Annotated in this window: 27 protein-coding genes; 16 read left to right on the top strand and 11 right to left on the bottom strand. The window is 37.7% G+C overall.

Going from position 1 to position 26,319, the window contains the following annotated elements:
- Nucleotides 1-148: 148 nt before the first annotated feature.
- Together VXS03_RS00395 and VXS03_RS00390 are read left to right on the top strand one after the other, a co-directional pair.
- Complete coding sequence (locus VXS03_RS00395; protein ID WP_327761348.1) at nt 149-391, top strand: hypothetical protein; 243 nt, start codon at nt 149-151, stop codon at nt 389-391.
- 11 nt (nt 392-402) lie between these two features.
- Nucleotides 403-756 carry a tRNA-binding protein gene (locus tag VXS03_RS00390; protein WP_327761347.1) on the top strand — a complete coding sequence of 118 codons (354 nt, stop codon included), beginning with the start codon at nt 403-405 and terminating at the stop codon, nt 754-756.
- Between the two features lie 46 nt (nt 757-802).
- Here the strand turns inward: VXS03_RS00390 and VXS03_RS00385 are convergent, their stop codons facing one another.
- Together VXS03_RS00385 and VXS03_RS00380 are read right to left on the bottom strand one after the other, a co-directional pair.
- Nucleotides 803-1,165 carry a VOC family protein gene (locus VXS03_RS00385; protein ID WP_327761346.1) on the bottom strand — a complete coding sequence of 121 codons (363 nt, stop codon included), beginning with the start codon at nt 1,163-1,165 and terminating at the stop codon, nt 803-805.
- Nucleotides 1,166-1,242: 77 nt separating this feature from the next.
- Nucleotides 1,243-1,740 carry a hypothetical protein gene (locus tag VXS03_RS00380; RefSeq protein ID WP_327761345.1) on the bottom strand — a complete coding sequence of 166 codons (498 nt, stop codon included), beginning with the start codon at nt 1,738-1,740 and terminating at the stop codon, nt 1,243-1,245.
- A gap of 273 nt (nt 1,741-2,013) precedes the next feature.
- Between VXS03_RS00380 and VXS03_RS00375 the strand changes: the two genes are divergently transcribed.
- Nucleotides 2,014-2,427 carry a DUF1090 domain-containing protein gene (locus VXS03_RS00375; RefSeq protein ID WP_327761344.1) on the top strand — a complete coding sequence of 138 codons (414 nt, stop codon included), beginning with the start codon at nt 2,014-2,016 and terminating at the stop codon, nt 2,425-2,427.
- 446 nt (nt 2,428-2,873) lie between these two features.
- Here VXS03_RS00375 and VXS03_RS00370 read toward each other — a convergent pair whose 3' ends face one another.
- Nucleotides 2,874-3,260, bottom strand: a complete 387-nt coding sequence (locus tag VXS03_RS00370) for a hypothetical protein (RefSeq protein ID WP_327761343.1) — start codon at nt 3,258-3,260, stop codon at nt 2,874-2,876.
- Nucleotides 3,261-3,478: 218 nt separating this feature from the next.
- On the opposite strand from VXS03_RS00370, the gene VXS03_RS00365 reads away from it, so the two are divergent.
- Genes VXS03_RS00365 through VXS03_RS00355 form a run of 3 tightly spaced genes read left to right on the top strand, consistent with a single transcriptional unit; the run spans nt 3,479 to nt 5,198 of the window.
- The gene (locus tag VXS03_RS00365) at nt 3,479-3,886 is read left to right on the top strand and encodes a VOC family protein (protein WP_327761342.1); all 408 of its coding nucleotides are present in this window, start codon (nt 3,479-3,481) and stop codon (nt 3,884-3,886) included.
- Between the two features lie 53 nt (nt 3,887-3,939).
- Nucleotides 3,940-4,449, top strand: coding sequence for a GNAT family N-acetyltransferase (locus VXS03_RS00360; protein ID WP_327761341.1), 510 nt, complete (start codon nt 3,940-3,942; stop codon nt 4,447-4,449).
- A gap of 53 nt (nt 4,450-4,502) precedes the next feature.
- Nucleotides 4,503-5,198, top strand: a complete 696-nt coding sequence (locus VXS03_RS00355; RefSeq protein WP_327761340.1) for an aspartate/glutamate racemase family protein — start codon at nt 4,503-4,505, stop codon at nt 5,196-5,198.
- 111 nt (nt 5,199-5,309) lie between these two features.
- On the opposite strand, the gene VXS03_RS00350 is transcribed toward VXS03_RS00355, so the two are convergent.
- Nucleotides 5,310-6,452: an iron-containing alcohol dehydrogenase gene (locus VXS03_RS00350; protein WP_327761339.1), complete on the bottom strand. Its 1,143-nt coding sequence runs from the start codon at nt 6,450-6,452 to the stop codon at nt 5,310-5,312.
- Between the two features lie 318 nt (nt 6,453-6,770).
- Between VXS03_RS00350 and VXS03_RS00345 the strand changes: the two genes are divergently transcribed.
- Both VXS03_RS00345 and VXS03_RS00340 read left to right on the top strand, forming a co-directional pair.
- The gene (locus tag VXS03_RS00345; RefSeq protein ID WP_327761338.1) at nt 6,771-7,790 is read left to right on the top strand and encodes a transposase; all 1,020 of its coding nucleotides are present in this window, start codon (nt 6,771-6,773) and stop codon (nt 7,788-7,790) included.
- 137 nt (nt 7,791-7,927) lie between these two features.
- A complete protein-coding gene (locus VXS03_RS00340; RefSeq protein ID WP_327761337.1) occupies nt 7,928-8,185 on the top strand; it encodes a hypothetical protein in 258 nt (85 codons plus the stop codon).
- Nucleotides 8,186-8,521: 336 nt separating this feature from the next.
- On the opposite strand, the gene VXS03_RS00335 is transcribed toward VXS03_RS00340, so the two are convergent.
- From VXS03_RS00335 to VXS03_RS00325, 3 genes are all read right to left on the bottom strand, one after another.
- Nucleotides 8,522-9,868: a DEAD/DEAH box helicase gene (locus tag VXS03_RS00335; protein ID WP_327761335.1), complete on the bottom strand. Its 1,347-nt coding sequence runs from the start codon at nt 9,866-9,868 to the stop codon at nt 8,522-8,524.
- 93 nt (nt 9,869-9,961) lie between these two features.
- The gene (locus VXS03_RS00330) at nt 9,962-10,240 is read right to left on the bottom strand and encodes a hypothetical protein (RefSeq protein ID WP_327761334.1); all 279 of its coding nucleotides are present in this window, start codon (nt 10,238-10,240) and stop codon (nt 9,962-9,964) included.
- A gap of 207 nt (nt 10,241-10,447) precedes the next feature.
- Entirely contained in the window at nt 10,448-12,649 is a 2,202-nt protein-coding gene (locus tag VXS03_RS00325; RefSeq protein WP_327761333.1) for an immunoglobulin-like domain-containing protein, read from the bottom strand.
- Between the two features lie 512 nt (nt 12,650-13,161).
- Here VXS03_RS00325 and def point away from each other — a divergent pair.
- Entirely contained in the window at nt 13,162-13,674 is a 513-nt protein-coding gene (gene def / locus VXS03_RS00320; protein WP_327761332.1) for a peptide deformylase, read from the top strand.
- A 77-nt stretch (nt 13,675-13,751) separates the two neighbouring features.
- On the opposite strand, the gene VXS03_RS00315 is transcribed toward def, so the two are convergent.
- From VXS03_RS00315 to VXS03_RS00300, 4 genes are all read right to left on the bottom strand, one after another.
- Complete coding sequence (locus tag VXS03_RS00315; RefSeq protein WP_327761331.1) at nt 13,752-14,708, bottom strand: LD-carboxypeptidase; 957 nt, start codon at nt 14,706-14,708, stop codon at nt 13,752-13,754.
- Between the two features lie 47 nt (nt 14,709-14,755).
- Nucleotides 14,756-15,883, bottom strand: coding sequence for an anhydro-N-acetylmuramic acid kinase (locus VXS03_RS00310; protein WP_327761329.1), 1,128 nt, complete (start codon nt 15,881-15,883; stop codon nt 14,756-14,758).
- A gap of 150 nt (nt 15,884-16,033) precedes the next feature.
- Nucleotides 16,034-16,321, bottom strand: a complete 288-nt coding sequence (locus VXS03_RS00305; RefSeq protein ID WP_327761328.1) for a hypothetical protein — start codon at nt 16,319-16,321, stop codon at nt 16,034-16,036.
- A gap of 173 nt (nt 16,322-16,494) precedes the next feature.
- Entirely contained in the window at nt 16,495-17,418 is a 924-nt protein-coding gene (locus tag VXS03_RS00300; protein ID WP_327761327.1) for a LysR family transcriptional regulator, read from the bottom strand.
- Between the two features lie 289 nt (nt 17,419-17,707).
- On the opposite strand from VXS03_RS00300, the gene VXS03_RS00295 reads away from it, so the two are divergent.
- The 7 genes from VXS03_RS00295 (at nt 17,708) to VXS03_RS00265 (ending at nt 26,249) form a co-directional block, all read left to right on the top strand.
- Entirely contained in the window at nt 17,708-18,901 is a 1,194-nt protein-coding gene (locus tag VXS03_RS00295) for a glycine C-acetyltransferase (RefSeq protein WP_327761326.1), read from the top strand.
- Nucleotides 18,902-19,001: 100 nt separating this feature from the next.
- A complete protein-coding gene (gene tdh / locus VXS03_RS00290) occupies nt 19,002-20,033 on the top strand; it encodes an L-threonine 3-dehydrogenase (protein ID WP_327761325.1) in 1,032 nt (343 codons plus the stop codon).
- 146 nt (nt 20,034-20,179) lie between these two features.
- Nucleotides 20,180-20,656 (top strand): VF530 family DNA-binding protein, encoded by a 477-nt coding sequence (locus VXS03_RS00285; protein ID WP_080157250.1) that lies wholly within the window; start codon nt 20,180-20,182, stop codon nt 20,654-20,656.
- A gap of 145 nt (nt 20,657-20,801) precedes the next feature.
- Nucleotides 20,802-22,397, top strand: coding sequence for an ABC-F family ATPase (locus VXS03_RS00280; protein ID WP_080157764.1), 1,596 nt, complete (start codon nt 20,802-20,804; stop codon nt 22,395-22,397).
- Nucleotides 22,398-22,522: 125 nt separating this feature from the next.
- Nucleotides 22,523-22,978, top strand: a complete 456-nt coding sequence (locus VXS03_RS00275; RefSeq protein WP_080157251.1) for a YaiI/YqxD family protein — start codon at nt 22,523-22,525, stop codon at nt 22,976-22,978.
- Nucleotides 22,979-23,642: 664 nt separating this feature from the next.
- Nucleotides 23,643-24,188 (top strand): hypothetical protein, encoded by a 546-nt coding sequence (locus VXS03_RS00270; protein ID WP_327761321.1) that lies wholly within the window; start codon nt 23,643-23,645, stop codon nt 24,186-24,188.
- Nucleotides 24,189-24,947: 759 nt separating this feature from the next.
- The gene (locus VXS03_RS00265) at nt 24,948-26,249 is read left to right on the top strand and encodes an SIR2 family NAD-dependent protein deacylase (RefSeq protein WP_327761319.1); all 1,302 of its coding nucleotides are present in this window, start codon (nt 24,948-24,950) and stop codon (nt 26,247-26,249) included.
- The last annotated feature ends 70 nt before the right edge of the window (nt 26,250-26,319 follow it).

The raw sequence follows: 26,319 nt of genomic DNA, 5'->3' as shown, positions 1-26,319 counted from the left end.
AATCTATTATATGGCAATGCCAATAGCTGATTTATTGTCGTTAAAGTGAGATATCATCCTAAGAAAATGCGAATATTAATATAACAATTATAAGTTAACAATAGTGTATGTTAGCTTAGATTATATTCCATTAATTAGTGGTGTAGTTATGATGGCTCCATTAGCCATATCAAATTACCTTGGTTTATTACTTCTATTGATATTTATCTACCCATTCTTATTGGTTGCGATTAATTTTGTTATTTACCTGCCCAGTCATCGTAATAAAATTACTATTTGGTTTAGTATTGTTTGTGCTTTATTAGGTATAATATTATTGATTTTACATATGAATATAGAAATCGTATACGGTAAAGAATTACTTGATGCTTGGTATAAAAGTCAAAAATAAAGAGAGTTAATATGAAATATGCCCCAATTAAAGAACTTATTACATTCGATGATTTTGAAAAGTTAGACATTCGAGTGGGGACGATTATTGCTGTTTCTGAGGTTGCTAAATCTAACAAACTGATGAAATTAACGGTGGATTTTGGTGACCATGAGCGTTCAATTCTTGCGGGTATTAAACAAGAACGTGAAAATCCATCTGAAATTGAAGGTAAACAGGCTTTATTTGTTGTTAATTTACCTGACCAGAAAATGGCAGGTGAGATTTCACAAGGGATGTTGTTTGATATTGGTTATGCCGATAAGTTAACACCTTGCTTGGCAATGCCAGAAGTTTTAATGCCTAATGGCAGTCGAGCTGGCTAGGTCCATTGTTAACCACCAATGCTTAGATACATTGGTGGTGTTTTGATTAATGCGTAAAAATACGGATACGATGCCCATCGGGATCTAATACGACCAAATTAAAGCCAAAGACAGATTGCTCTGGTTCTTGTTCAAAATGAATGCCTTTTTCTTTCCAGTTATTATAAAGCTCATCAAATACCGTTTTGTCTGAAACTGGAATTGAAAGTTCTGTTCCACCACCCCTAACCTCACTTTTAGGCGTCAGAGTATTGGCTTGTTTTAGGGTAATAGTTACGTTAGTAGCAAAATCTAAAGCTGCAAATGTAGGTGACAGTAATTTTGGTTCGCAATCAAAGGCTTTAGCATAAAAATCCATACTGCGATTTATATTTTCAACGTAAAGAACAAAAGAATCGATAGAAAACATTATTATTCCTATATTTGTGATTGAGTATTGACTGAGTATATAACGTAGATAAAACTATTATATAGTATTAGTTAGCTTTAAAATCCTGCAGCCCATTTATCAAATTCATCAATATTAGCGATCTCTTTTTGCGTTTTTGGGGCAGGATAATAGGGGAGTGCCAGTAACTTTTCAGAAGGTAACAGTTCCCATTCTGGAGTGATCTTAAAACGCTTTAATTCTCCGTGATGTTTTAGGTGTATATAATAGCCGTCAATATGAGTATTGGCATAACTTGCAATAGTCGCAATATCACCAGAGGGTAATTTTACTTTTCGTCCTAAAGGGTATAGCTGATGTAAGGCAAAGCTCACTTGTGGGTCTTGAATATTGCCTTGTTTAAAGCTTTTCAATCCAATTGCTGTTGATGTAGTACGCTCTTTCCAGCCTGTTAGGGATAAACCGTACATCGAATCTTTAAAGGGTTTTCCTTTAGGCTTACCTTCATTAGTGATGAATTGAACCACTACGGCATCACCAGATTCTTCAATAATCTCTAAAAATATCTCGCCTGTTATATCCGCTAAAAGTTTCATTTATCACCATACGATGGTTATGGAGTGTCATTCTATTTAGGTTGTATGTTAAAGAAAACAGATGAAGCTCACAAGATGTGATCCAATGTATTAACGTATTGCTGTCATAACTAAAAATAGTAGTACGACGATTTTTGGTTTTTAGCGTTATAAACTTATTGATTACTACAGATTTCTTTAGTTCTTATATTAATACGGCACTAAGTGTTTTTTAATGGTGGGAAATATGTTATTTCTATGTTGCTTTTATACATGAAACATTGGAGATTTCACATGGGAAAAACATTTAACATATCATCTTTATTCATTGCAAGTGTGTTACTTGGATATATTCAGACAGCTTCAGCATCGACTCTTGAATGTGGAGAATATACTGGCTGCCAAAGAAAGTTTTGTGAAATTGAAAAGCAAATTACTATAGCTGAAAGCAAAGGTAATAGTGACAAGGTTGATGGGTTAAAAATAGCATTAAGAGAGTCGAAATCGCATTGTGATGTTGGAATGCTTAAAGACGAACTAGCATCAGATATTTCAGATGTTAATGAAGAAATACTTGAATACGAAAATGATTTAAAAGAGGCGAAATTAGAAAATAAACCTGACAAGATCATAAAATATAACAATAAAATTGCTGAAGAAAATATCAAATTGGATAAGCTTCAAGCTGAATTGAAACGCTTAAACTAAAGTAATCGATAACCATAGGTGTTGTATTGATTTAATTTGAGGATAGATTTAAGTTAATGCATGATGTGATTGAATCGATTTATTTGTTAAGTACAGCGTTGCTAGTAGTCAAATAATGCTCTCTGAAATAGACGGCATTACGTTGATTATGTATTTTTTAGCTCCTCTTGGTGTCATGATTACTTACCAATGACAATGGGTAGGTAAGGAGCTAATTAACCAGAGTATTATCCACAATATAGCTTCGTGTTTACAGATAAAAAAACACCGTCCCCTGAGTTATTAGTACATCCTTAAGTATGGATGATGCTTAAATTAACGACGGGTTCGCCAACTGACTTCAGTGGTAAAACCATTGTTGTTATTTTTATAGGCACGGTGTTTATTTTATAATTTATGACACTCGGTATTATTTCTTTTGCCGAGTATCTTTTCTTATTTTTCTATTAATTTAAATGTAATGTTAAATATTTAGAAACAGAAATGGAATCAATGAAGGAATTAGTATCTAAAGGATAAGATATGTGAGAACTTATTATTGCTGCATTATATAAACAATAAATTAAATCCACTTTTATTATATTGTAATCTAATTCATCTCCATTTGTTAACTCATCGTCTTCATTGTTTGATATCGCATTAATAGCTTTTTGTAATGATACACTTAATAGTCGAGACTCTGAATCATAGTGAAATGAATGCACTGCAAACTCATCAATTGATATCTCAGCACTATTTTTTTTATAAGTATCGATAAAGATTGGCTTTATATGCTTTTTGAAATTTATTGATATTTTACCCTGTAAATCAAATGGGTATCTGATTTTTTTCATTGTATTAAACCTGTAGTTATTTTCTACATGCTAAGCAGGGGGATTTCTCTTTGGAATAGCATTTTGCTTTATTGGCTTTAGAAGGTGCTAGGTTTGAGTGCGGGTGATATTGCTCTTAATAATATTATTTTTTAATTGCTACGCATATTTTTAGATCAACAATGAGTTTACTGCTGAGATCAGGTAAAATTCTATTTTTAGATAGTAGTGAGAGTATTATGAATAAGCCTATTGAACAAAAAATCGGTAATATTGCATTAGTCGTTGAAAACTATGATGATGCGATTGATTTTTATACTAAAAAACTTCAGTTTGAGCTTATCGAAGATACAGATTTAGGTGGTGGTAAACGTTGGGTTCAAATTTCACCACCTAATTCAACTGGGACTAATTTACTTCTCGCACAAGCAAGTAATGATGAGCAATTAAAGTCTGTTGGTCATCAAGCGGGTGGCCGTGTATTTCTGTTTCTGCAAACGAATGATTTCTGGCGTGACTATGAGTTTATGCAAGCGCAAGGTGTTGAATTCACAGAAGAGCCTCGCGTCGAAGAATACGGTACAGTTGTGGTGTTTAAAGATTTATATGGTACGAAGTGGGATTTATTACAATTAAATAAAAAATAACAAGTGAGTAAATAAGCTGTTTATACATTATTACTATTTTAGGTGCCCATTTTATGAAATTAATATCTGAAACAGAACAACTAATAATAAGACAATTAACGCTAGATGATGCTGAATTTATTATACAGTTATTAAATGAAGAAGCCTTTATTCGTTATATAGCAGATAAGAATGTTAGAACTCATGCTGATGCTGTGAATTATTTAACGAATGGACCATTAGCCAGCTATCGTGATTATGGATTTGGATTGAATTTAGTGTTACTGAAAGAGACAGCAACGCCGATTGGGATCTGTGGTTTATTAAAAAGAGAAGAACTAGATTATCCTGACTTAGGCTATGCATTTTTGGCCGAGTTTTGTAAAAAAGGATACGCAACTGAGGCGGCTTCTTTTGTGCTTAATATCGGAATGAAAGATCACTCTTTAAACACAGTCTTAGCGGTTACATTACTTGATAATGCAGGCTCTAATCGGTTATTACAAAAAATAGGGTTTGAGCTTAAAGGAACAATGGCGTTGTACGGTTCTCAAAACAATGTATATGAGTATACGTCGGCATAAAGGTAGGACAGCCATAACAGTTCTATATCATTTTTTAAAGCATGGAGTGCAGCATGAAAACAATCGGAATGTTAGGTGGTATGAGTTGGGAATCGACGGCAAGTTACTATAAAGCGATTAATGAAGGCGTTAAAGCTGAACTCGGTGGGCTTAATTCGGCAAAGATTTGTTTATACAGTGTGAATTTTGAGGAAATTGAAAAATTACAGCACCAAGGACGGTGGAGTGATACTGCTGTTATTCTTACGCAAGCGGCAAAAGCAGTAGAGGCGGGAGGTGCAGATTTTTTAATAATCTGTACTAATACAATGCATAAAGTCGCGGCAGAAATTGAAGCTGAAATCTCAATTCCTATCCTTCATATAGCAGATGCAACGGCGACAAAACTAGTAAACGATGGCGTTAAAAAAGTTGGGTTATTAGGTACTCGATTTACAATGGAACAAGATTTTTATAAAAGTCGATTAACGGATAAGTTTGAAATTGATGTTATTGTTCCAAGTGCTGAGAGTCGAGCTATTGTTCATAATGTTATTTACGATGAGCTCTGCAAAGGAATTATCAGTGCTGCATCTAGAGAGAAATATTTAAATATTATCAATGAATTATATAAAAGTGGTGCTGAGGCTGTGATTTTAGGATGCACAGAAATAGCGTTATTGATTCAGCAACAACATACCGGTATTCCGTTATATGACACCACTGAAATTCATGCGCTCGAAGCTGTCCAGTTAGCGCTCTCAAAATAGCAAAATAGTAAGGACAGGCATACCTTTAATACAGTCGAACATTAGGTTGGTAGTATATCGAAATGAATACAACAAAGGCTGTAATAACCTTTGTTGTATTATAGTTTTATTTTACTTCTGACCAAAAAATGATTGTAGATAAATGTCTTTAATATCCAAAGCTGTGGGTGTGCCAGGATTAGTAAGTGTGCATGGATCATTAAATGCGTTTTCACTCATTCGATCTAATACTGCGATAAATTGATCTTCGCTGATTTTTACTTCATCAATTTTATTAAAGGTCAGGGGAATATTAAGTTTTTGGTTTAATATTCGTAATTCATCTTCAAGTGAAATAATATTGAGATATTGTTCGATTTCAGTATATTTATTTGTCGATTTTTTATTATAACTAATAATATATGGCAGTAAAATTGCGTTGGCGAGCCCATGGGTTATACCGAATTCTCCACCTATTTTATGTGCTAGTGAATGAACAAGCCCTAGAGAGACATTAGAGAAGGCCATGCCTGCAAGTGCCGAGGCATTATGCATATTTGTACGGGCTTGTAGATCATCCCCTTGTTGGTAAGCTGTTTCTATGTTCTCAAAAACTAGTTTAATAGCGCGCATCGCCAATGGATCTGAATAATCATTAGCAGCAATAGAAACAAAGGCTTCAAGTGCATGAGCCATTACATCCATTCCTGTATTTGCTGTAATGTAAGCTGGCATTGTGGCAGGTAGTGCAGGGTCGATAATGGCGATATCTGGAACTATATGCGTTGAAACGATTGGATATTTAATATGATTTTCAAGATCTGTAATAACGGAAAAAGCGGTAATTTCAGATGCGGTTCCACTTGTTGATGGAATAGCGATAAATTTGGCTTTATTGCGTAATGCGGGCATAGATCCGACTGGAACAATATCTGCAAAGCTTAGATGTGGATGTTCATAGAAGCACCACATGATTTTAGCAGCATCGATAGCAGAGCCACCGCCAACAGCAATGATCCAGTCTGGTGTAAAGTCACACATAACTTGTGCTCCTTTTATCACTGTTTGTACCGAAGGATTTGGCTCTACACCATCAAATACTATTGAATCTATTTTTGCTTCATTGAGTAATTGCTGCACCTGAGAAATAAATCCAAACTTCTTCATGGAATTACCACCAGTAACGATAATCGCTTTTGTTCCTGAAAGTGAGGCTAATGTTGCCAATGAATTCTCACCAAAATGGATCGTTTCTGGAATTTTAAACGTTGTCATATTGCATCCTTTATAAATAGACAATAATTTGATGGTTATTATGAAGAGTTAGCATGCATTTAATTAATCATTTATAAAATTCACAATGAAACTGCGTGTCAGTTATAGATATGAAAGTAAAAGTAACAACTCAAATACACAAAAATACAAAGCACTTATAGTATTGTTGGTCTAAAAGTAAACACACAACAGAAAAAACATGGGACAGCCATAACTTATAAAGAGAGTGAACAACGTAATAAAACGAGGACAGCCAAATCATTGCAGACTCTCAATAAGCGACTACACTTAAGCATCAAGTTACTTATGGTGGAACAAATGACTGTCTCAAGACGTAAATTGATCGAACCTCAAATTACTCCGTATTATCATATTATTAATCGTTGTGTTAGGCGGGCTTATTTGTGTGGTGATGATCCTTACAGTGGTAAGAATTATCAACATCGACGTGGTTGGATTGTTAATAAAATCAAGCAATTGTCCGAAGTGTTTTGTATTGATGTTTGCGCTTATGCAGTCATGAATAATCACTATCATTTAGTCTTGAAAATTGATACACAGCGGCAACAGGCATTATCACCTCAAGAAGTTATTTCGCGTTGGTTACAGTTATTTAATGGCCATCCGATTGCGGTAGATTTTGTTAATAATGGTGATGTCGGTTCAGATAAGAAACAAGCGTTATCAATATTGGTTGCAGAATGGCAGTCGCGATTAGGTAGTATTAGCTGGTTTATGCGGTGTTTAAATGAAGAAATCGCGCGTAAAGCCAACAAAGAAGATGATTGTACTGGTGCTTTTTGGGAAGGACGTTTTAAATCTCAAGCACTACTTGACGAACAAGCCTTGCTCTCTTGCATGATGTATGTTGATTTAAATCCTATTCGAGCAGGGCTCACAACATCGTTACAAGATTCTGATTTTACTTCAATTCAACAGCGAATTACTGAATACAATCATACAAATATGACAAAAAATACACCTTTAAATGTCTTATCATCCAAGCGCTCTAAAATTGAATTATTACCTTTTGTTGGTGCTGATCATCAGGCTAAACAGGTAGGGATACAATTTGATTTTAAAGATTATTTAGAGCTGATTGATTGGACCGGACGTAGTATTCGCGATGATAAAAAAGGCTTTATTTCAGCATCTCAACCTAAATTATTACAACAAATGGGGGTTAATGGAGATGTATGGTTAGATAATAGCCATGTCTTTATGGAGCACTATACCAATGTGAGTGGTAAATGGTCGCGAATGTGTTTGTTTCAACAGCATTTTGGTGGTCGTTGGTGTAAAGGTAAGGTTGCGAGTCAAAGATTACACCCTAATTAAAACCTATTTTTGATAAAGAAGATTGTCGCCGCAATAATCGTTTATTGTGGAATTTTGTGATCTTGTTAAACAGGAAATGAGGTATTTTATTGTTGTGAGACTGGATTTTTTACATTCAAAACCGAAGTAAATGGTATTTGGTTGTTATTGTCTCTGTGTGTGGTGGTCTTGATAGAAAGATATGGCTGTCCAATATTAATGTTTCAGCATCTCAACCTAAATTATTACAACAAATGGGGGTTAATGGAGATGCATGGTTAGATAATAGCCATGTCTTTATGGAGCACTATACCAATGTGAGTGGTAAATGGTCGCGAATGTGTTTGTTTCAACAGCATTTTGGTGGTCGTTGGTGTAAAGGTAAGGTTGCGAGTCAAAGATTACACCCTAATTGAACCCCTATTTTTGATAAAGAAGCTTATCACCGCAATAATCGTTTATTGTGGAATTTTGTGATCTTGTTAAACAGGAAATGAGGTATTTTATTGTTGTGAGACTGGATTTTTTACATTCAAAACCGAAGTAAATGGTATTTGGTTGTTATTGTCTCTGTGTGTGGTGGTTTTGATGTTAGAAAGATATGGCTGTCCCATTTTAGTTATGGCTGTCCAATATCAAAGTGATCTTGTTGAATTGTTATTGCTTGGATTTGGAAAAGATATGCCTGTCCTGCTTAAGAGGGTGATATCGCCATAAAACTGTGTATCAGATCTTATGGCGATTTATATCAATTACACTGATTTAGGCTTACGCGTTCCACGTGGAATGCCCGTATCACGATCAGTGATTGGCTTGCGGTTTTTCGGCTTCTTTGCCTTTGGTTTATCAGTGCTTGGTGTATTGCTTCGCGGTTTACTATTGCGACGTGGCTTGTCACCGTTGCTATTATCGTTTTCAGGCTTTTGGTATTTAGGCTTGAAGTTTAAAATAGAAATAGGCACTTCTTTAGTTGGTACAAAGCCTTCAATTTCTTTACGTACGATTAAGTGCCCTAACAGACGTTCAATCATGCATAAGTTTTTGAAGTTATCGCGTGATACAAATGAAATCGCTTCACCTTTAGAGCCCGCACGACCTGTACGACCGATACGGTGGACATATTCTTCAGGTGGAAAGGGAAGATCATAGTTAACAACACGGGTTAGCTCATCAATATCAAGACCACGAGCAGCAACGCCTGTCGCGATTAAGTATTTTACTTTGCCTGCTTTAAAATCTTCTAATACTTGCGCACGGGCACCTTGACTACGACCACTATGGATTGCTTCTGCGGCAATACCACGTTTTTCAAGTTGGCTTACTAATTTAGCGGCACCATGCTTGGTTTCAATGAAGATCAATGCTTGATCCCATTGCTGCTCATTAATTAAATGGCTCAATAGTGATGATTTCATGTCTTTATCAACAGTGATCAGACATTGGTCAATTTTCGGCTGTGATGCTTCATCTTTAGCAACACTGATCTCAACAGGATTACGTACTGCTGTTTTTGCAAGAAGACGTACTTGGGCTGATAAGGTTGCTGAGAACAACATATTTTGGCGATCAAGTGGTAAACGCTCAATGATCTTATTAATATCTTCGATAAAGCCCATATCTAACATACGGTCAGCTTCATCAAGTACTAAAATTTCAATCGCATCAAAGTGGACAGCACGTTTGGTGTACATATCCAATAAACGACCAGGTGTTGCTACTAAAATATCAACACCTTCAATTAGGCGACGTTTTTGTGGCTCGTAATCGACACCACCGTACATTGCCATTGAAGTTAAATTAGTGTGTTTGCTGTATTGAACAATATTTGCTTCAACCTGAACCGCAAGTTCACGTGTAGGCGCAAGAATTAATGCACGAACGCGTTTAGCTCGCACTTGCTGGCCATCATCAAGCATTTGCAGAATCGGAAGAACAAAACTAGCCGTTTTACCGGTACCTGTTTGTGCTGCTGCAAGTAAGTTTTTGCCGGTTAGTGCCACCGGAATGGCTTTTTCTTGAATCGGCGTAGGAGTGGTGTAACCCATATCGGTTACTGCTTTAACGATAGCGTCGCTTAATCCAAGCTTAGAGAAAGGCATGTAGAATCTCAGATAAATAAATCAAATAACGGCTATCTCTAAAAGTTAAAGTAATAGCCGACGAACAATGCCGTGGATTATAGCACGGCTACCTTAGGTCATTATATTATTTCGTATTAAGCCACGGCGGACGTTTTTACATAACTTGCCAAACTGGCGAATTTCATCAAATTGTGGCGTTACACCACGTTCAATCGCATGTTCCCAGTAACTGACTTCGGTATCGACGAGTTCTAATAATTTCTTAGGACAGCCAATACATTTATTATCTGGTCCACAAACAAAGGTTTCAGGTTCATAAAGTGGAAATGCCTGCTTAACCTCAGTCAGAAGTTGGCGCATTGCCGTTTGACGATCAGGTTTTTTATTCATGCTATCAAGTGTATCTGGGCTAAATTGGTATTCTAATTAAGCATAGTTAAAATAACCATGTTTATCTTATGAAAGGGTATTGTTGGAAAGATGAATTGATTGGTATTAGGGCTAGAAAGTTGATTTTGTCATCATAAAAAAACCAGCGATAAGTTATTTACTTACCACTGGCTTATCATTAATTACCCACCGTTATTATCTGGATAATTACAGTTTGTCCCAAGCATCAGCCCAGTATTGGCTTGTTGCTGGTGCGTATGATGCACTTGCACACCAACCTGTGTATGGCCATGGTTTACATTGGTATACATTGCCATCAGACGCTAATACTTTATCACCTGCAAGGTAAGCTTTACCTGCTTCATAAGCGGGTGCATCTGTAACTGGTGGTTCAACGGTGCCTTTATCTTCTAAAGTGAAATGTGCACGTTGTTTTACGTTGTCATTGCTTGATTCAGCGATCATACGTAATGAGTATGTGCCAGCAACAACATTATCAAGCACCATATTAATGGTTTTGCTGTTATTGACCTTAGCCGTAAATTGACCGCCTGAAACAGGGTAACCCATTGCATCAATGACATCGATTTGTACTGAAGCTGCTTTATTTGCGGTGTAATTAAGGATTAATTTTGCAGTACCATTAGTTATGGTGTAGTTGCTATTAATTCCGGTTAAACTCGCAGTAAAATCAAGCTCAGGTTGTTCTACATCGCCGCCACAATCGGTGTCACCAACTTCACGCCATACACCCCATTCGCCAGTGGTTCCCGGTTCATTTCCTTGTGTCCACCAACCCGCTTGCCAATCTTTACCATTGTGACTGACAACATCGCCTTCAACATAAGTTGCATCTGCTTTCCATGCAGGTGTACATACGATAGAGCCATCGTTAACCACTACAACGCGCTTAACGGTTACAGTTTGGTTTGCACTGTCTGTAATGCTGTAAATCAGTTCATACGAACCTGTAATAGCTGTATTTACAGTGCCAGAAACAGAAATGTTTGTTGTTAAGTCACCATCTTCGGCATCTGTTACTGAAACGCCAGTCATTGGATCAAAGTTTTCACCTACTTTAATCACACTGTTTTCTACACCAGCAAAAGTAGGAAGAGCGCTAAAGACAGTGACTTTACGTGGTGATACGGTCTCGTTGTCATTTGAATCTGTTACTGAGTAAGTCAGCACATAATCACCAACACGTTGAGTATCAACATTACCCGTTACCATGATTGAATCGGTTAGATTGCCATCTTCTTTATCGTTAGCCGTTACACCAGCCATTGGATCAAACGATGTTTTATGCTGTATGCGCGCATCGGTTATTCCTGCAATAGTAGGTTTTCCTGGTTGAACAACTGGTGGCGTCTGGCTGTGAACAAATGGACCATAGGTTTCAATAAAGCTACTGTTGTATGCTTTACCTGAAGCATCAGTACCGATATCCCAGTTAATAGACCATGTCATCACGCCACGAAGAGGCTGCGATTGTTTTTCTAAACGTGCAAAAGCATTAAACAGATCTTGAGGATCTTTAATAAAACCGGTTGCCGCGGCATCAATGTTAGTTGGAATACCAAACACTAATTTGTCATGTGGAATAGTCGTAAAACCACGCGTACCATTAACCAATGAATCCGCAATATAATAGATAAACTCTTCTTTTAGCGCATCGTTATTTTGTGCAATCCAACCTGGGCCTTCGACGTAAACACCGTCGCCACCTTGGTTGTAAAACTGAGGGTTGATCCAATCGTAGTAACCATCAAGAGCGGTGATATAAGGAATATATTTACCCGCAGCAGTTAAATACGGAAATTCTGGCGCCATAGTGATAAGGAAGTTTTTACCTTGCTCACGGTAATGATCTTTTACGATACGCAGTGCTGCAGGAATAACGGTTTGGTTATCTCTTGCATCAATGGCTGCTTGCTCAAGATCGATATCTAAGCCATCAAAACCATAAACATCCGTTAGACGAATAATTTCAGCGGCAAAAGCATTTTCATCACCTTTTTGCAGCTCAACGTGAGCATCTGCACCACCAAGTGCAAGTATAACGGCACGACCTTGATCGTTCAGTCGCTTAATTTGGTCGATAAATTGTGATTCAGTTAAGCCTGTTGCAGGATCTAAATGAAAAGTAGGAATACGGCCTTCAGCGACGTCATATACCTTCATGAAAGAAACGGCGACCACATTATACATTGGGTTAGTGGCTTTAAGGCTCATAGCGGGGGCATTACCTGCTTTATAACCACGGCCATCGGCCCAGTTGTGCCAGTAACCAACAACAACACCATTTTCAGGGTTAACCATCTTTTCACCAGCGTTGACGGTGAAACTCATAGAAGTTAACGCGAGAGCAATAGCATTTAATGTGAGAAACGTTGTTTTTTTATTCATTTATTTGACCCTGAGAAGAGGTAAGAGTTGTAATAATAAAGCGAATAAATGCTACCACAAGGGTGGAGGATGAGAAGCGTGATTATGTAACAAAAAACCTTGAAATCAGTTGGTTATGTGTCAATTAATTGTCGAATGAATATCACTTTTAGCCTGAACATTGTCGTTATTTAGATGCAATTGAACAGATGAGTATTAGATGTTTTTTTTATGGGATAAATCATGAAGGAAATAAGCGTAAATATGAAAAATATTACCAATGTAGTCGATATTTTTTCGTTATTAGTCGCGTAATATTATGAATAGATGTTAATAAAAAAGGTACTTTTAATCATGATTAGGGCTTGGATTAGGTTAACTTATTAAATTAATTGTTATTATCAATTGTTGCTGCAGCCTTTTTTTAGGTAAAGTAGCGCCATCAACAGAATATCGTAGGGATTTTGATCCTTTACGGTAATCTGATAAGTTACCGCAAAGTAACCTAAATACTCGATTAAGTAAGAGATAAAATGGCAGTTTTAGAAATTTTAACCGAACCAAATCCAAAGCTACGCGTTCAAGCTGAAGAAGTAACAGATGTAAAAGCTGAACATATCCAAACGCTTATCGCTGACATGCTACAAACCATGTACGAAACGGGTAATGGTATTGGTTTAGCTGCTCCTCAAGTAGGTCGTAAAGAATCTATTATTGTTATCGATTTATCTGAAGAGCGTAATGAACCACAGGTATTTGTTAACCCTAAGATTGTTCGTGGTGAAAGCCCAGTAATTGGTCAAGAAGGCTGTTTGTCAGTACCTGATTACTACGCAGATGTAGAGCGTTTCGAGAAAATCGAATTAACAGCGCTTGATCGTGATGGTAATGATATTCACCTTGAGCGTGATGATTTTCTTGCTATCGCACTCCAGCATGAGATTGATCACCTAAAAGGTATTCTTTTCATTGATTATCTATCACCTCTTAAGCGCCAAATGGCAATGAAGAAAGTGAAGAAATTCTTGAAGACTCAAGCAAAGTAATCATTTAACTATAGCTATCGAAAGGCTGTTGAGAACGACTCAGCAGCCTTTTTTATTTGTAAATGATGACGATTTATTTACTGTGAAAGAGAGGGTTGAATGCATGTTACGTATTCAGTCATGTCTAATTCCGTTGAATCTTGGTTACGTTGTAACGTTACGCTCTCACCGAGAATAAAAGGTTGGTTATATTTACCATGACCAAAGAAAGGAAAGTAATACACTGGCTTATCATATTGATCAGCAAATCGTTGTAGTACTGCTTTGTACATCATCCGTTCTTGATCTGTTGGATCGTTAGAATAATATTGGCCAAAAATAATAGCTTCTACATTAAATTCATTTAGAAATAATAATTGTTGTAAGTAACGATCTAATTGACGAAAAGTCACACCAATATCTTCAAGTAATAATACTTTACCTGTGAAATTAGGCTGATATTTAGTGCCAAATGTTGCACTAACAAGGGTGTGATTACCACCGATTAAAGTTCCCGTAATAGAAGTGGCTTGTTGTGCTAATGCATTAAGTGGCAGTGCATTGTTATAAACTACACCGTTATTCATTATTTCAAAGATATCAGGCAATGGTTGCTGATTTGTTGTACCCATATCAAGGTGGTTATTTGCATTAACACCGTGAATTGAGCGCCATCCTAATTCATCATTTAAAAAACTGTGAATAGCAGTTACATCACTAAATCCTACAATGATTTTTGCAGGTATGGCTAAGAGTTGCTGTTTATAACGATGGAGATACGGAAGTAAGTTTAATGCGCCACCACCACCACGATAAAACCACAGCACATCAACTGTTGGATCAAGTAATGCTTTAATCAAGTTATATGCCCGTGCTTGATCGGTATCAACATAACCTAAATCTGAAATATTTTGCCGTAAATAATGGCAACTAACTTGATAACCATGATTCGAAAAAACTTCAGTAACTTGTGATACTTGTGTCGGATCAAATTGAGTAGAGCAGGCAATTAAGGCTACATTTTTATAAGGCGTGTTTATTGTGGGTGTGTTCATCGATAACTCTCGTTAAAGCAAAATAATCATCAAAGCATAATATGTTATTAATCAGCGGAATAAATCGCACCTAATTGGGCTAAACGACTAGCGCCAGTTACTTCAGGTAAATTACCTGATTGATGATGCATAGTGCGATATGCAAGCCACGCAAATGCCATCGCTTCCATGTTATCGATATCTACACCACGATCGGCGGTTGTCATAACTTGCCAGCTTGGCAGTAATTCAGCCAGTCGTTGCATTAAAATAGGGTTGTGCGCACCGCCACCACAGACTAATAGTTCATTTGGCGTAACAGCTGGAATGAGGCCTGTTTTTTTGACATCGTTTGCAATAGTCTGCGCAGTATATTCAGTGAGTGTTGCTTGAATATCACAAGCAGAGAGTTGCAGTTCTGCAACCGTTGGTTCGGCTAAATAGTGTTCTAACCATGGCAGGTTAAATAACTCTCGACCAGTACTTTTAGGCGCAGGTAGTTGTAAATACGATTCAGACAATAAGCGGGTTAATAACACCGAGCTTACGGTACCTAAGCGGGCCCAATTACCATTCTCATCATAACTTTTTTGCTGGTGGAGGTTGATCCACGCATCCATCAACATATTACCGGGGCCAGTATCAAAACCTGTTACTGCTTTATTGGGCTCTAAGACGGTAATATTAGCAATGCCGCCGATATTTAAAATTACGCGAGTACATTGGGGGGAACTAAATAGTTGTTGATGAAAAGCGGGAACCAGCGGTGCACCTTGACCACCAAATGCCATGTCTTTGCGACGAAAATCAGCAACGGTAGTTATACCTGTTTTGGCGGCAATAATATTGGCATCACCAATTTGCATCGTAAACGCATATTCTGTGTGGGGAGAATGAAAGACAGTTTGACCGTGGCTACCGATAGCGGTGATATCTGCTGCATCTGTTTGGGTTTTATTCAGCAGTGCTAACACCGCATCAGCAAAAAGATGGCCTAGGCGGTGGTCTAGTTCACCTAAAGTTTGTAAATTCGTTGGTTGGCCTAAACAGATATCTAATAACGATTGTTTAAGATTATTACCCATAGCAAAGGGGTGTGAACCAAGTAATCGAATATTATTGTTGTCAATTTCTACCAGAACAGCATCAACGCCATCCATGCTGGTGCCTGACATTAAACCAATATATTTTTCCATCGCTGTTCCCACTGTATTTCAATTTAACGGCTGTTATTTATCATAACCGTTAAGCAGTTAATTATACCGTTTGAAGTATAAGCTATACCGTCACTCTAATCAGAAGTGACAGAGAAATAAAGTAGCGATGGAATATTTAAGCTAATTGTTTTAATGCATTACATTGCGAGAAGCCGTAAGACTATTAGCGCCTTGCTGCTGAACGACACTGTTCATTTTATTTGCAAATTCGGCTAATTCATGGCTCACAGCCGAGCTGGCAATCATGGCATCATCAAGATCGAAAATTTCAATCATATGACCTGTAGTACCGTCATCATAAGTGCCTGAAACAAAGTGGATAGCAGTATCGGTTAAAATTGAACGACCATATGTATTCTCGACTAAACGCATCCAGTGGATTAATTCATCATGATTTTCTATGATTTTTGAGTGCATAAACACTGATCCTTTTGCATTGGAGGCATACATTGAGAGGACCGATTGTCCTTTATTTTGTGATGGCCTTTATGCATTAAGTGTATCAGTTCAGTGAAAATGATAACTTTAGCGTTACTACAAAAATAAGTATTAAAAAAAACAAAAAGTGACAAAAACGCACATTTTCCTAATTAATCAATGGTTTGCGAGTTAAAATTTGCTGTTATATAGTCAATAAATGCTCGCAGCCGTGCTGGCATAAATTTAGTTTGGGCATATTGCAGCGCAATATCACCGTGATAATTACCGCGTATTGTCCATTCTGGTAATACTTGAATAACTGCACCTTCGAGCAAAGCATTTTTGATAACAAAATCAGGGAAAATACCAATCCCTAAGTTATCTTTTACGCCGTTAAGTCGCATTTGAGAGTGATTAACTGCATAACGACCACTTACGGTAACGCGGTGTCGTGTATGTTGTTGTTCAAAATCCCAAATATTGTCTGTATTAGTTTCCCCTAAATACAAACAATCATGATGAATAAGATCTAATGGCGTTTGGGGTGTGCCACGTTGTGCTAAGTATTCAGGACTGGCACATAACATGAGATCAACTTTGCCTATTTGCTTTAAGACTAAATCCTCACTTGGCTTTTCAGTTAGCCTAAATACCACATCAATCCCTTCTTTTATAATATCAATATCACCATCACGGGCTTTAAGCTTTAATTGAATATCAGGGTATTGAGTTAAAAATGGCGTCACTAATGGCTGTAATACTATCGATAGAAATGCTTTGGGTGCAGCAACCGTTATCATACCCGCAGGCACAATCGGCTCTGAATGGGAGATTTCAATCGCTTGTTTTGCGGCATCAAACATCGTTGTACATTGGTTATAGATACGTTTACCAGATTCACTGATGACCAAGGTTCGAGTGGTGCGTTCTAATAATTTAACGGAAAGCGCGCTCTCTAAGCGTGATATCTGCTTACTTAATGCAGAAGGGGTGACATTGAGCTTTTTGGCGGCAGAGGTATAGCTGCCTTCATCAACGACGACAATAAATACCGCCAGATCTGGCATTAGTGCGATTAGCTTATGAGTTTCCATTTATTTGTGCCTGAGAGTCAATAATCATTTTCCATGGTATGGGATAATACTGTGGTTAGGTTTGAATTAGAATGCTGAAAAGTGACCAATTAAGTTCTAGTTCAAAGTGTTGATAAAAAGCACCAAATAGTTGGCGATTTTCAAATAAAAAAGGTGTAAAACGAAAGTTACTTCTTAGACCTCGATATTTAATGCTGTCATTGCAGCATATTTAAGTCTAGATGAAAGAGCTTTTAGGTTTTATCAGCGATTGCGCTTAGTTACCATCCAATAAATCTGTGAGGAACACATGTCTTCTGCATTCTATAAGCAAATTAATCAGCAAATTGAAGATGTTAAGGCTGAGGGTTTGTACAAATCTGAGCGTATTATTACGTCTGCACAACAAGCTGCGGTTAAGATTCAATCTGGTGAAGAAGTATTAAACTTCTGTGCAAATAACTACTTAGGTTTGGCTAATCACCCAGAACTGATTGCTGCTGCAAAAGCGGGTATGGATCAACACGGTTTTGGTATGGCATCGGTGCGTTTTATTTGTGGCACACAAGACGCACATAAAGAATTAGAGCAAAAACTATCGAATTTCTTAGGAATGGAAGACACCATTCTTTATACCTCATGTTTTGATGCCAATACGGGTCTGTTTGAAACGATCCTTGGTGCTGAAGATGCCATCATTTCAGATGCGCTAAACCATGCCTCTATTATTGATGGTGTACGTTTATGTAAAGCAATGCGATTCCGTTACTCAAATAACAACATGGAAGAGCTTGAACAACAATTGATCGCAGCTAAAGAAGCGGGTGCACGTAATACATTGATCGTAACTGACGGTGTGTTCTCAATGGATGGCGTAGTGGCTAACTTGCCTGCTATTTGTGATTTAGCCGAGAAATATGACGCACTTGTCATGGTGGATGATTCTCACGCGGTTGGCTTTATGGGTGCAAATGGTCGTGGTACACATGAACACCATAATGTAATGGATCGTATTGATATCATTACAGGTACGCTAGGTAAAGCAATGGGCGGTGCGTCTGGCGGTTACACGTCAGGTAAGAAAGAAGTGATTGATTGGTTACGCCAGCGTTCACGCCCATATTTGTTCTCAAACTCTGTTGCGCCAGCGATTGTTGCCGCATCAAACCGCGTGATTGATCTATTAGCTGAAAGTGGTGATTTACGCGACAATCTATGGATCAACGCGGCGCATTTCCGTACCCGTATGACTGAGGCTGGTTTTACTATGGCCGGTGCTGATCACGCTATCATTCCAATTATGCTAGGTGATGCAAAAGTAGCAGCAGAATTTGCTGAGCGTGCATTAGCTAAAGGTATCTATGTGGTTGGTTTTTCATTCCCAGTAGTACCAAACGGCAAAGCACGTATTCGTACTCAAATGTCAGCAGCACATACCCGTGAGCAACTTGATAAAGCCATTGATGTCTTTATCGAAGTGGGTAAAGAGATGGCTATTATTTAATTCGTTTTTCGTTGTTAACATCGGCACGGCCTTAGCAGTGTGTTAAGGCTATTGTATAGAACAGCTATTGAGGTTGTTCTAGCTTTATGGAATAAGTGTTATGAAAATCAAAGCTCTTGCTAAGTTAAAGCCTGAAGAAGGTATCTGGATGACTGAAGTAGATAAGCCGCAAATGGGGCATAATGATCTACTTATTCGTATTAAGAAAACAGCTATCTGTGGTACTGACGTGCATATCTATAACTGGGATGAATGGTCACAAAAAACCATTCCTGTGCCTATGGTTGTGGGTCATGAATATGTGGGCGAAGTCGTTGGCATGGGGCAAGAAGTCCGTGGCTTTAACTTAGGTGACCGTGTTTCTGGTGAAGGGCACATCACTTGTGGGCATTGCCGTAACTGTCGCGGTGGTCGTACCCATTTATGCCGTAATACCGTTGGTGTTGGTGTTAACCGTGAAGGTGCATTTGCTGAGTTTTTGGTTATTCCTGCATTTAATGCGTTTAAAATTCCAGATGATATTTCAGATGATTTAGCGTCGATTTTCGACCCGTTTGGTAACGCTGTTCATACTGCATTATCATTTGATCTTGTCGGTGAAGATGTATTGATCACTGGCGCTGGTCCAATTGGTATCATGGCAGCCGCGGTTGCAAAACATGTTGGTGCACGCCATGTTGTGATCACTGATGTAAATGAATACCGCTTGAATCTTGCGCGCGAAATGGGCGTAACACGTGCAGTTAACGTTGCCAATGAAAACCTAACCGATGTTATGGATGAGTTAGGCATGAAAGAAGGCTTTGATGTTGGTTTAGAAATGTCAGGTAATCCAATGGCATTTAACAGCATGTTATCAAGCATGAACCATGGTGGTAAGGTCGCATTACTTGGTATTCCACCATCAGACATGGGCATTGATTGGACACAAGTTATCTTTAAAGGCTTAATCATTAAAGGTATCTATGGTCGCGAAATGTTTGAAACATGGTACAAGATGGCAAGCTTGATTCAATCAGGCCTAGATCTAACGCCAATCATTACGCACCATTACAAGATTGATGATTTCCAGCAAGGCTTTGACGTTATGCGTTCAGGCATGTCAGGTAAAGTTATTCTTGATTGGGAATAAGTCGTTGGCTTTCTAAACGATAAAATCGAGATCTATTATTAAGCGAGTATAGTGCTCGCTTTTTTTATTCTCTTTTTTTATTAATGATTATTTTGCTATTATCAGTATAATGCGCGCCACTCAGTGAGTCTCTGTTAGGAATTAACATGCAAGAATTAGATCAACAACCACAATCAGAAAAAAAAGTAAAAGAACTGACGCTAGAGCAGCAATTACTGCAAAATAATCCATTACATGGTCTTAGCTTAGAGAAAATGCTAACAGAACTTGTTGATCATTACGGTTGGGAAATTCTTGATACAGCAATGCGTATGAACTGTTTCAATACCAAACCGTCTATTGCAAGTAGCGTTAAATACCTGAAGAAAACAGAGTGGGCACGTGAAAAAGTAGAAGGTTTTTACCTGTCTCGTTTTAAGCGTATGCCTCGTGCTTCTGCGGCTGAATTTGAATTACCGCCACGTATGCGTACATTTGCCCACGGCATTACACCCAAAACACCAATGGAACTCACGGTTGAGTCTATTTTGTTATCACAAGCAAAAGCAGCGTCAGCACATAAAGAACGTTCTAACAGTGGTCGTAATGGTGGCCGCAATAACGGCGGTCGATCGCGTCGTTAATCATTAGTTACTAAATAGCAGCACTAATTTAGGGTGATGTATGTCACGAAAGCTGCTATACTAGACAACAATTTAGAGAAAAAGTCGCCTATATTGAGCGGCTTTTTTAATGCTTGATATATTCACAAATTTTGGAAACAGTACATTGATTTCAACAGCTAATATCACAATGCAATTTGGCGATAAGCCATTATTTGAAAACATCTCAGTTAAATTTGGTGGTGGCAACCGTTACGGCCTGATCGGCGCAAATGGTTGTGGTAAATCGACATTCATGAAAATCTTGGGTGGCGAACTAGAGCAATCTGGTGGCACTGTTTCACTTGATCCTAACGAGCGTATGGCGAAATTAGGTCAGGACCAATTTGCATTTGAAAACTACAGTGTTATCGATACTGTAATCATGGGCCATAAAGAACTATGGACTGTGAAAGAAGAGCGTGATCGTATTTACGCGATGCCTGATATGTCTGAAGACGACGGCATGCGTGTTGCTGATCTTGAAGTTGAATTCGCAGAAATGGACGGCTACTCAGCAGAAGCACGTGCAGGCGAACTTCTTTTAGGTCTTGGTATTTCTGAAGATCAACACTTTGGTCTTATGAGCGCCGTTGCTCCTGGTCTTAAAGTACGTGTGTTATTGGCTCAAGTATTGTTTGCTAACCCAGACATCATGCTGCTTGACGAACCAACGAACAACTTGGACATTCACACCATTGCATGGCTTGAGCAGATCCTTCTTGCACGTAACTGCACAATGATCATCATCTCGCACGACCGTCACTTCTTAAACAGCGTATGTACCCACATGGCTGACCTAGATTACGGTGAAATGCGTCTGTTCCCTGGTAACTACGACGAATACATGATCGCAGCAGAGCAATCTCGTGATCAACTTCAAGCTGATAATGCGAAGAAGAAAGCACAGATGGCTGAACTACAAACGTTCGTAAGCCGTTTCTCTGCTAACGCATCTAAAGCTAAGCAAGCAACATCTCGTCAAAAGCAATTAGACAAGATCCAGCTAACAGCTGTGAAAGCATCTAGCCGCCAATCTCCATTCATTCGTTTCGATCAGGAAAAAGAACTGTTCCGTAACGCACTTGAAGTTGAGAACCTAAAACAAGGTTACGGCGATAACATTCTTATCAATGGCGTTAACCTATTGGTAGAAGTGGGTGAGCGCATTGCGATCATCGGTGAAAACGGTATTGGTAAATCAACTTTCCTAAATACACTAGCGGGCCAAATGGACCCAATGGAAGGTATGATTAAGTGGTCTGAAAATAACAATATCGGTTTCTACGCACAGGATCACAGTGCTGATTTCGCTGAAGATATTACACTACTAGAGTGGATGGGTCAGTGGAAGAAAGAAGGCGACGACGAGCAAGTAGTTCGTGGTATCCTTGGTCGTATGCTGTTCTCACAAAACGACATTAAGAAATCAGTTAAAGTGATTTCTGGTGGTGAGCAAGGTCGTATGCTGTTTGGTAAGCTAATCATGCAACGTCCTAACATCCTACTAATGGATGAACCAACAAACCACATGGACATGGAATCTATTGAAGCACTTAACCTTGCGTTAGAGAACTTCAAAGGTACATTAATGTTCGTATCTCATGACCGTCAATTTGTAACTTCTGTTGCAACGCGCATCATTGAGATCACTAAAGATGGCGTAGAAGACTTCCACGGCACTTACGATGAGTACATTGCTAAGAAAGCGCTAATTGGTTAAGTTTCATTATTAATGAAGCGGCCTAAGCCAAAGAATTAAATAAAAGCCGCCTTTATTAAGGGCGGTTTTTTTATAGATAAATTTAACGTGTTCATTCACGTAATCTCAATATTTAAGGGAAATCTATGAAAATTTGGGTTGATGCAGATGCATGTCCAAACGTTGTAAAAGAGATTCTTTTTCGCGCAGCAGATCGCGCTAAAATAAGTGTAACGCTGGTGGCGAATCAATATATCCGCACACCACCATCACCATTTTTACGCTCGATTCAAGTAGAGCAGGGTTTTGATGTTGCAGATAACTATATTGTTCAGGAATGCGAAGTAGGGGACTTGGTGATCACTGCTGATATTCCTTTGGCTGATGAACTGATCACCAAAGGCGCACATGCATTAAACCCACGCGGCGAAATGTACACCAAAGACACCATTAAACAACGCCTACAAATGCGTGATTTTATGGAAACCATGCGGAGTAGCGGAATTCAGACTGGTGGACCGTCTGCATTAACACAAGCTGACCGCCAAAATTTCGCTAATAAACTCGATGCTTTTTTAGCTAAAAATCATAAAATACAATAGGTTATAACTATGGGGGTGAACGCTGTTTTACCTCCTTTTATCCTTTCTGAGGTATTCATATTTCTTCTTATTTTCTTGCTAAATCCCAATTGCTAACGTTTTGCTAATATGAATTGCTAATATAAATGATTCTTTTGCCTTTTTTTAGAAAATTCCCATGCATAATTATTTAAAATAGTGAATTTAATTGGTGTAATGATAGGCGATTAATGTCATCTATAATTGATGAAATAGTTTATTTGGAAATATGAGGTTTTAACTTATTTCTATTCCTTTATTACTTAGATCAAATACTCATTTATATCGTGTTAATGTGTTTTTACATTAGTTTGATTTACTGTGTATTTGACCAGTTATAATTAAGCTTAGTGATTTTATCAGATTGGATTTCGTTTTTAATAAGAAAAAGCTATTATTAAAAATGGAAAGGGGTTTATAACTAGATGAAAATATTTTAATTTTAAGTTTTTTGATCATAGTTAATAAGACATATTTATTACTTTCTACATTCCAAAAAAGGATTTGGAAGACAAAAAATGTAATTGAGGTTATGATATTTATTAATTAAATTGATTCTGAACATAGGATTTTAAAGACATATTTTTGCATAAAAGTGAGAATACTTATTAATATGCTGTCAGTTTTCATTAGGGAAGAGCCGAAAGTGAATATGCGTTGCGAGCTTGAAAGCATTGTTGTTCTCAGTGGCGATGAGGCTAAAATAAAATGCGTTTTTATCGAAATGATTTGCGCAATGCATCAATATAATTGGACTGCCGCTTGCCATGCTAGTACTGCGTTTATGTACATTCTACTCAAAGAACTCGATGTGGATGTTCAAATGTGTACAGGATGGATAAAGTGCGATAAGGCAGTTTTTGGACACTCATGGCTAGAGTACAACGGCTTACCAATTGATGCTGCGGTTAGCTTGGGAAGAGTGGAGAGTTTTCCTCCCATATTTTTGGGTAAAAATGCATTAAAAAGCAAAAGTTCACAATTAGAGTACACGTATGGTTACCCATGGAAAGAAGAACTCGAAAGCCCTATGGATAAGCTTTCACATGAGCCACTTGGTTTGTTTCTGACTGATTTCCCAGAGCCTCTTTGGTTTTTCTTTCAGGGAATAGTAAAAGAGTTAGGTTTGTCGATAGAGAGGAAAACTCTCATTGAAAAATACTTTTACTCCATGTGGAACGTAAAAAATTAATAAATAATTTAAGAGTGATTCGGCACGCGTGGCATTTTTATTGTGCGTTGGTTTTAGTGATTAAGGTGGTATGCGAAGACTTTAGTATTGCGAGCTTCATACCTTAACAAGGCGTTATGTGTATTTCAGAAGTAGAGTGTAATTTTAACTATGCCGAAAATATCACTATTTGATCGAGAGTGTATTCAATGTAAATCAGAAATAGATTTATCTATTGATAACTTCACATTATTTCAAGCAGAAAAAGGGCAACATTACCTATATTGCAATAATTGCATGTCTCCTTATGAGTCAATTCAATCTAATATTAAGCCGACTTCTGCCAAAAATAATAAAACTAGCTTAAGTTTACTTTTGGTATTTTTAATTGGTCTATTTCTAGGCTGGTTAATTTAAATAAGGCACATAGCTAAGCACTAGCCATAATTATTTCTAATATATTCTCTAATTAATAGAGCAAACTACTTCACACGGTTCTGTCCAGTTATGACTTAGCTTCTCTGCTAATTCGTCTGCCCCAAAATTGTATAGAGTAAAAACTCATTTATATCTTGTTAATATGATTTTGTATTAGTAATACCTTTAGCCTTACTCTTTCAATACAAATCTTTTTTGTATATTCCTATATTTTGGGGTAACAAAGTGTTACCAACGTCATGATTTAATGTGCAAAGTCTGAGTATAATTGCCTTATTTTTTAGTCATCCACTATATGATAGTAAGGATGATTTAACAAAGAGGTAATGTATTTTGAGTGGGATGTTTGAAATTGCTTACGCGGCGGCATCAAATAGAATTTGTTTTTTTACTGGAACTGGATTTTCCAAAGCGATAACAGATAACAAAGCACCGAGTTGGCAAGAGCTTCTCGAAGAGCTAATCGATTTATTGCCTAATGCAAAAGAAACTAAAGCTGCTCTGTTCCCAGAAAATGGGAAAAACCCGTTAACTTTGGAAGAAAGTGCTCAAGTTATAGCAATTGAATTGTCCAGTATTGGACTTAATATCCATACAGAAACAGCTAAATTAATTGAGAAAGTCGAACTCTCCGGGGATATAGAACCTATAGTTGAGTTTATGACTAAACGCTCATTCAGAGCTATCACTACAAACTACGACAAGTTACTAGAAAAAATCGCTAACGAAAGTGACTGCCATTCAATTGCACCAGGTCTGCCTATACCAAGATCAATCTCTAGGGCCAAAATCTATCATGTTCATGGGTCTGTGGATGCCCCTAATAATATGGTCATAACATCTGACGATTACTTCAAGTTCCTTAATGGAGAATCATATTTCTCAAGAAAGTTGAGTACAGTATTGCATGAAAATACGGTAGTCATTCTTGGTTATTCTCTAGGTGATACAAACTTGAAGGCTATCATTAGCGACTATAAAGGGTTTTCAAAAAACCATGTAGTGAGTTCAAACATATTTCTGATATCTCGATCTTCTGTGGTTCAACAAGTTAAAGACTATTATTCACACTGCTATGGTATTCGTGTTCTAGACAACACAGATGCTGTTGAATTTTTTTCACTATTAAATGACAAAATACCAGAGGCGGAAAAATGTGCCGCGTCTTCAGTAAGCAATATCAAAAAAGTTCTTTTTGAAAATCACAGTTATAAAAAAGAATTCTTAGGTCTTTCTAACTCATTTTATGAAATCATTGCTTCACTTGGCGCTGTTGGTTTGAGTGTTAACGATAAAAATGTAGTTAAGGCGATTAGTAAAATAATAGCCTCTAAAACAGAACTGACTCATGAGAATAACGCTTGGGATCAGTATGTTCAGTTAGCTAATTGGTTGATATACATAGGCAGTGTATTGGATATCAAAGATACGGCATTGGAAATCGAGTATCTAAAAGCAGTTAAGCGTTCTATGGAAACAATGCGCCGCGAGTTATATACGGGCTACTCTTGGCACGCCTATAAGGCATGGGATCGAGGTTGGGCAACACTTACCCCTGGCAATCGTTCCCTCGTAAAGAAATTTGTAGAAGAGAAGTCAGGCTACGAAGATGCGCTATCTATTGTACAGAAATCTCTTTTGTAACAATTCCTTAGTGGTTGATTGTAATGAGTACGATTAACGCGATGCGTAATTTCTGCACACATTATTTACC

Origin of the sequence: Photobacterium sp. S4TG1 (genome assembly GCF_036040035.1) — a bacterium.
GTDB lineage: Bacteria > Pseudomonadota > Gammaproteobacteria > Enterobacterales > Vibrionaceae > Photobacterium.
The sequence above is the reverse complement of the archived record's forward strand: the minus strand, read 5'-3'. Positions and strand labels throughout refer to the sequence as shown.

What these genes read in the sequence shown, in the direction of transcription:
- VXS03_RS00395 (WP_327761348.1), top strand. Translation starts at nt 149, where the DNA reads ATGATGGCTCCATTAGCCATATCAAATTACCTTGGTTTATTACTTCTA.
- VXS03_RS00390 (WP_327761347.1), top strand. Translation starts at nt 403, where the DNA reads ATGAAATATGCCCCAATTAAAGAACTTATTACATTCGATGATTTTGAA.
- VXS03_RS00385 (WP_327761346.1), bottom strand. Translation starts at nt 1,165, where the DNA reads ATGTTTTCTATCGATTCTTTTGTTCTTTACGTTGAAAATATAAATCGC.
- VXS03_RS00380 (WP_327761345.1), bottom strand. Translation starts at nt 1,740, where the DNA reads ATGAAACTTTTAGCGGATATAACAGGCGAGATATTTTTAGAGATTATT.
- VXS03_RS00375 (WP_327761344.1), top strand. Translation starts at nt 2,014, where the DNA reads ATGGGAAAAACATTTAACATATCATCTTTATTCATTGCAAGTGTGTTA.
- VXS03_RS00370 (WP_327761343.1), bottom strand. Translation starts at nt 3,260, where the DNA reads ATGAAAAAAATCAGATACCCATTTGATTTACAGGGTAAAATATCAATA.
- VXS03_RS00365 (WP_327761342.1), top strand. Translation starts at nt 3,479, where the DNA reads ATGAATAAGCCTATTGAACAAAAAATCGGTAATATTGCATTAGTCGTT.
- VXS03_RS00360 (WP_327761341.1), top strand. Translation starts at nt 3,940, where the DNA reads ATGAAATTAATATCTGAAACAGAACAACTAATAATAAGACAATTAACG.
- VXS03_RS00355 (WP_327761340.1), top strand. Translation starts at nt 4,503, where the DNA reads ATGAAAACAATCGGAATGTTAGGTGGTATGAGTTGGGAATCGACGGCA.
- VXS03_RS00350 (WP_327761339.1), bottom strand. Translation starts at nt 6,452, where the DNA reads ATGACAACGTTTAAAATTCCAGAAACGATCCATTTTGGTGAGAATTCA.
- VXS03_RS00345 (WP_327761338.1), top strand. Translation starts at nt 6,771, where the DNA reads ATGACTGTCTCAAGACGTAAATTGATCGAACCTCAAATTACTCCGTAT.
- VXS03_RS00335 (WP_327761335.1), bottom strand. Translation starts at nt 9,868, where the DNA reads ATGCCTTTCTCTAAGCTTGGATTAAGCGACGCTATCGTTAAAGCAGTA.
- VXS03_RS00330 (WP_327761334.1), bottom strand. Translation starts at nt 10,240, where the DNA reads ATGAATAAAAAACCTGATCGTCAAACGGCAATGCGCCAACTTCTGACT.
- VXS03_RS00325 (WP_327761333.1), bottom strand. Translation starts at nt 12,649, where the DNA reads ATGAATAAAAAAACAACGTTTCTCACATTAAATGCTATTGCTCTCGCG.
- def (WP_327761332.1), top strand. Translation starts at nt 13,162, where the DNA reads ATGGCAGTTTTAGAAATTTTAACCGAACCAAATCCAAAGCTACGCGTT.
- VXS03_RS00315 (WP_327761331.1), bottom strand. Translation starts at nt 14,708, where the DNA reads ATGAACACACCCACAATAAACACGCCTTATAAAAATGTAGCCTTAATT.
- VXS03_RS00310 (WP_327761329.1), bottom strand. Translation starts at nt 15,883, where the DNA reads ATGGAAAAATATATTGGTTTAATGTCAGGCACCAGCATGGATGGCGTT.
- VXS03_RS00305 (WP_327761328.1), bottom strand. Translation starts at nt 16,321, where the DNA reads ATGCACTCAAAAATCATAGAAAATCATGATGAATTAATCCACTGGATG.
- VXS03_RS00300 (WP_327761327.1), bottom strand. Translation starts at nt 17,418, where the DNA reads ATGGAAACTCATAAGCTAATCGCACTAATGCCAGATCTGGCGGTATTT.
- VXS03_RS00295 (WP_327761326.1), top strand. Translation starts at nt 17,708, where the DNA reads ATGTCTTCTGCATTCTATAAGCAAATTAATCAGCAAATTGAAGATGTT.
- tdh (WP_327761325.1), top strand. Translation starts at nt 19,002, where the DNA reads ATGAAAATCAAAGCTCTTGCTAAGTTAAAGCCTGAAGAAGGTATCTGG.
- VXS03_RS00285 (WP_080157250.1), top strand. Translation starts at nt 20,180, where the DNA reads ATGCAAGAATTAGATCAACAACCACAATCAGAAAAAAAAGTAAAAGAA.
- VXS03_RS00275 (WP_080157251.1), top strand. Translation starts at nt 22,523, where the DNA reads ATGAAAATTTGGGTTGATGCAGATGCATGTCCAAACGTTGTAAAAGAG.
- VXS03_RS00265 (WP_327761319.1), top strand. Translation starts at nt 24,948, where the DNA reads ATGTTTGAAATTGCTTACGCGGCGGCATCAAATAGAATTTGTTTTTTT.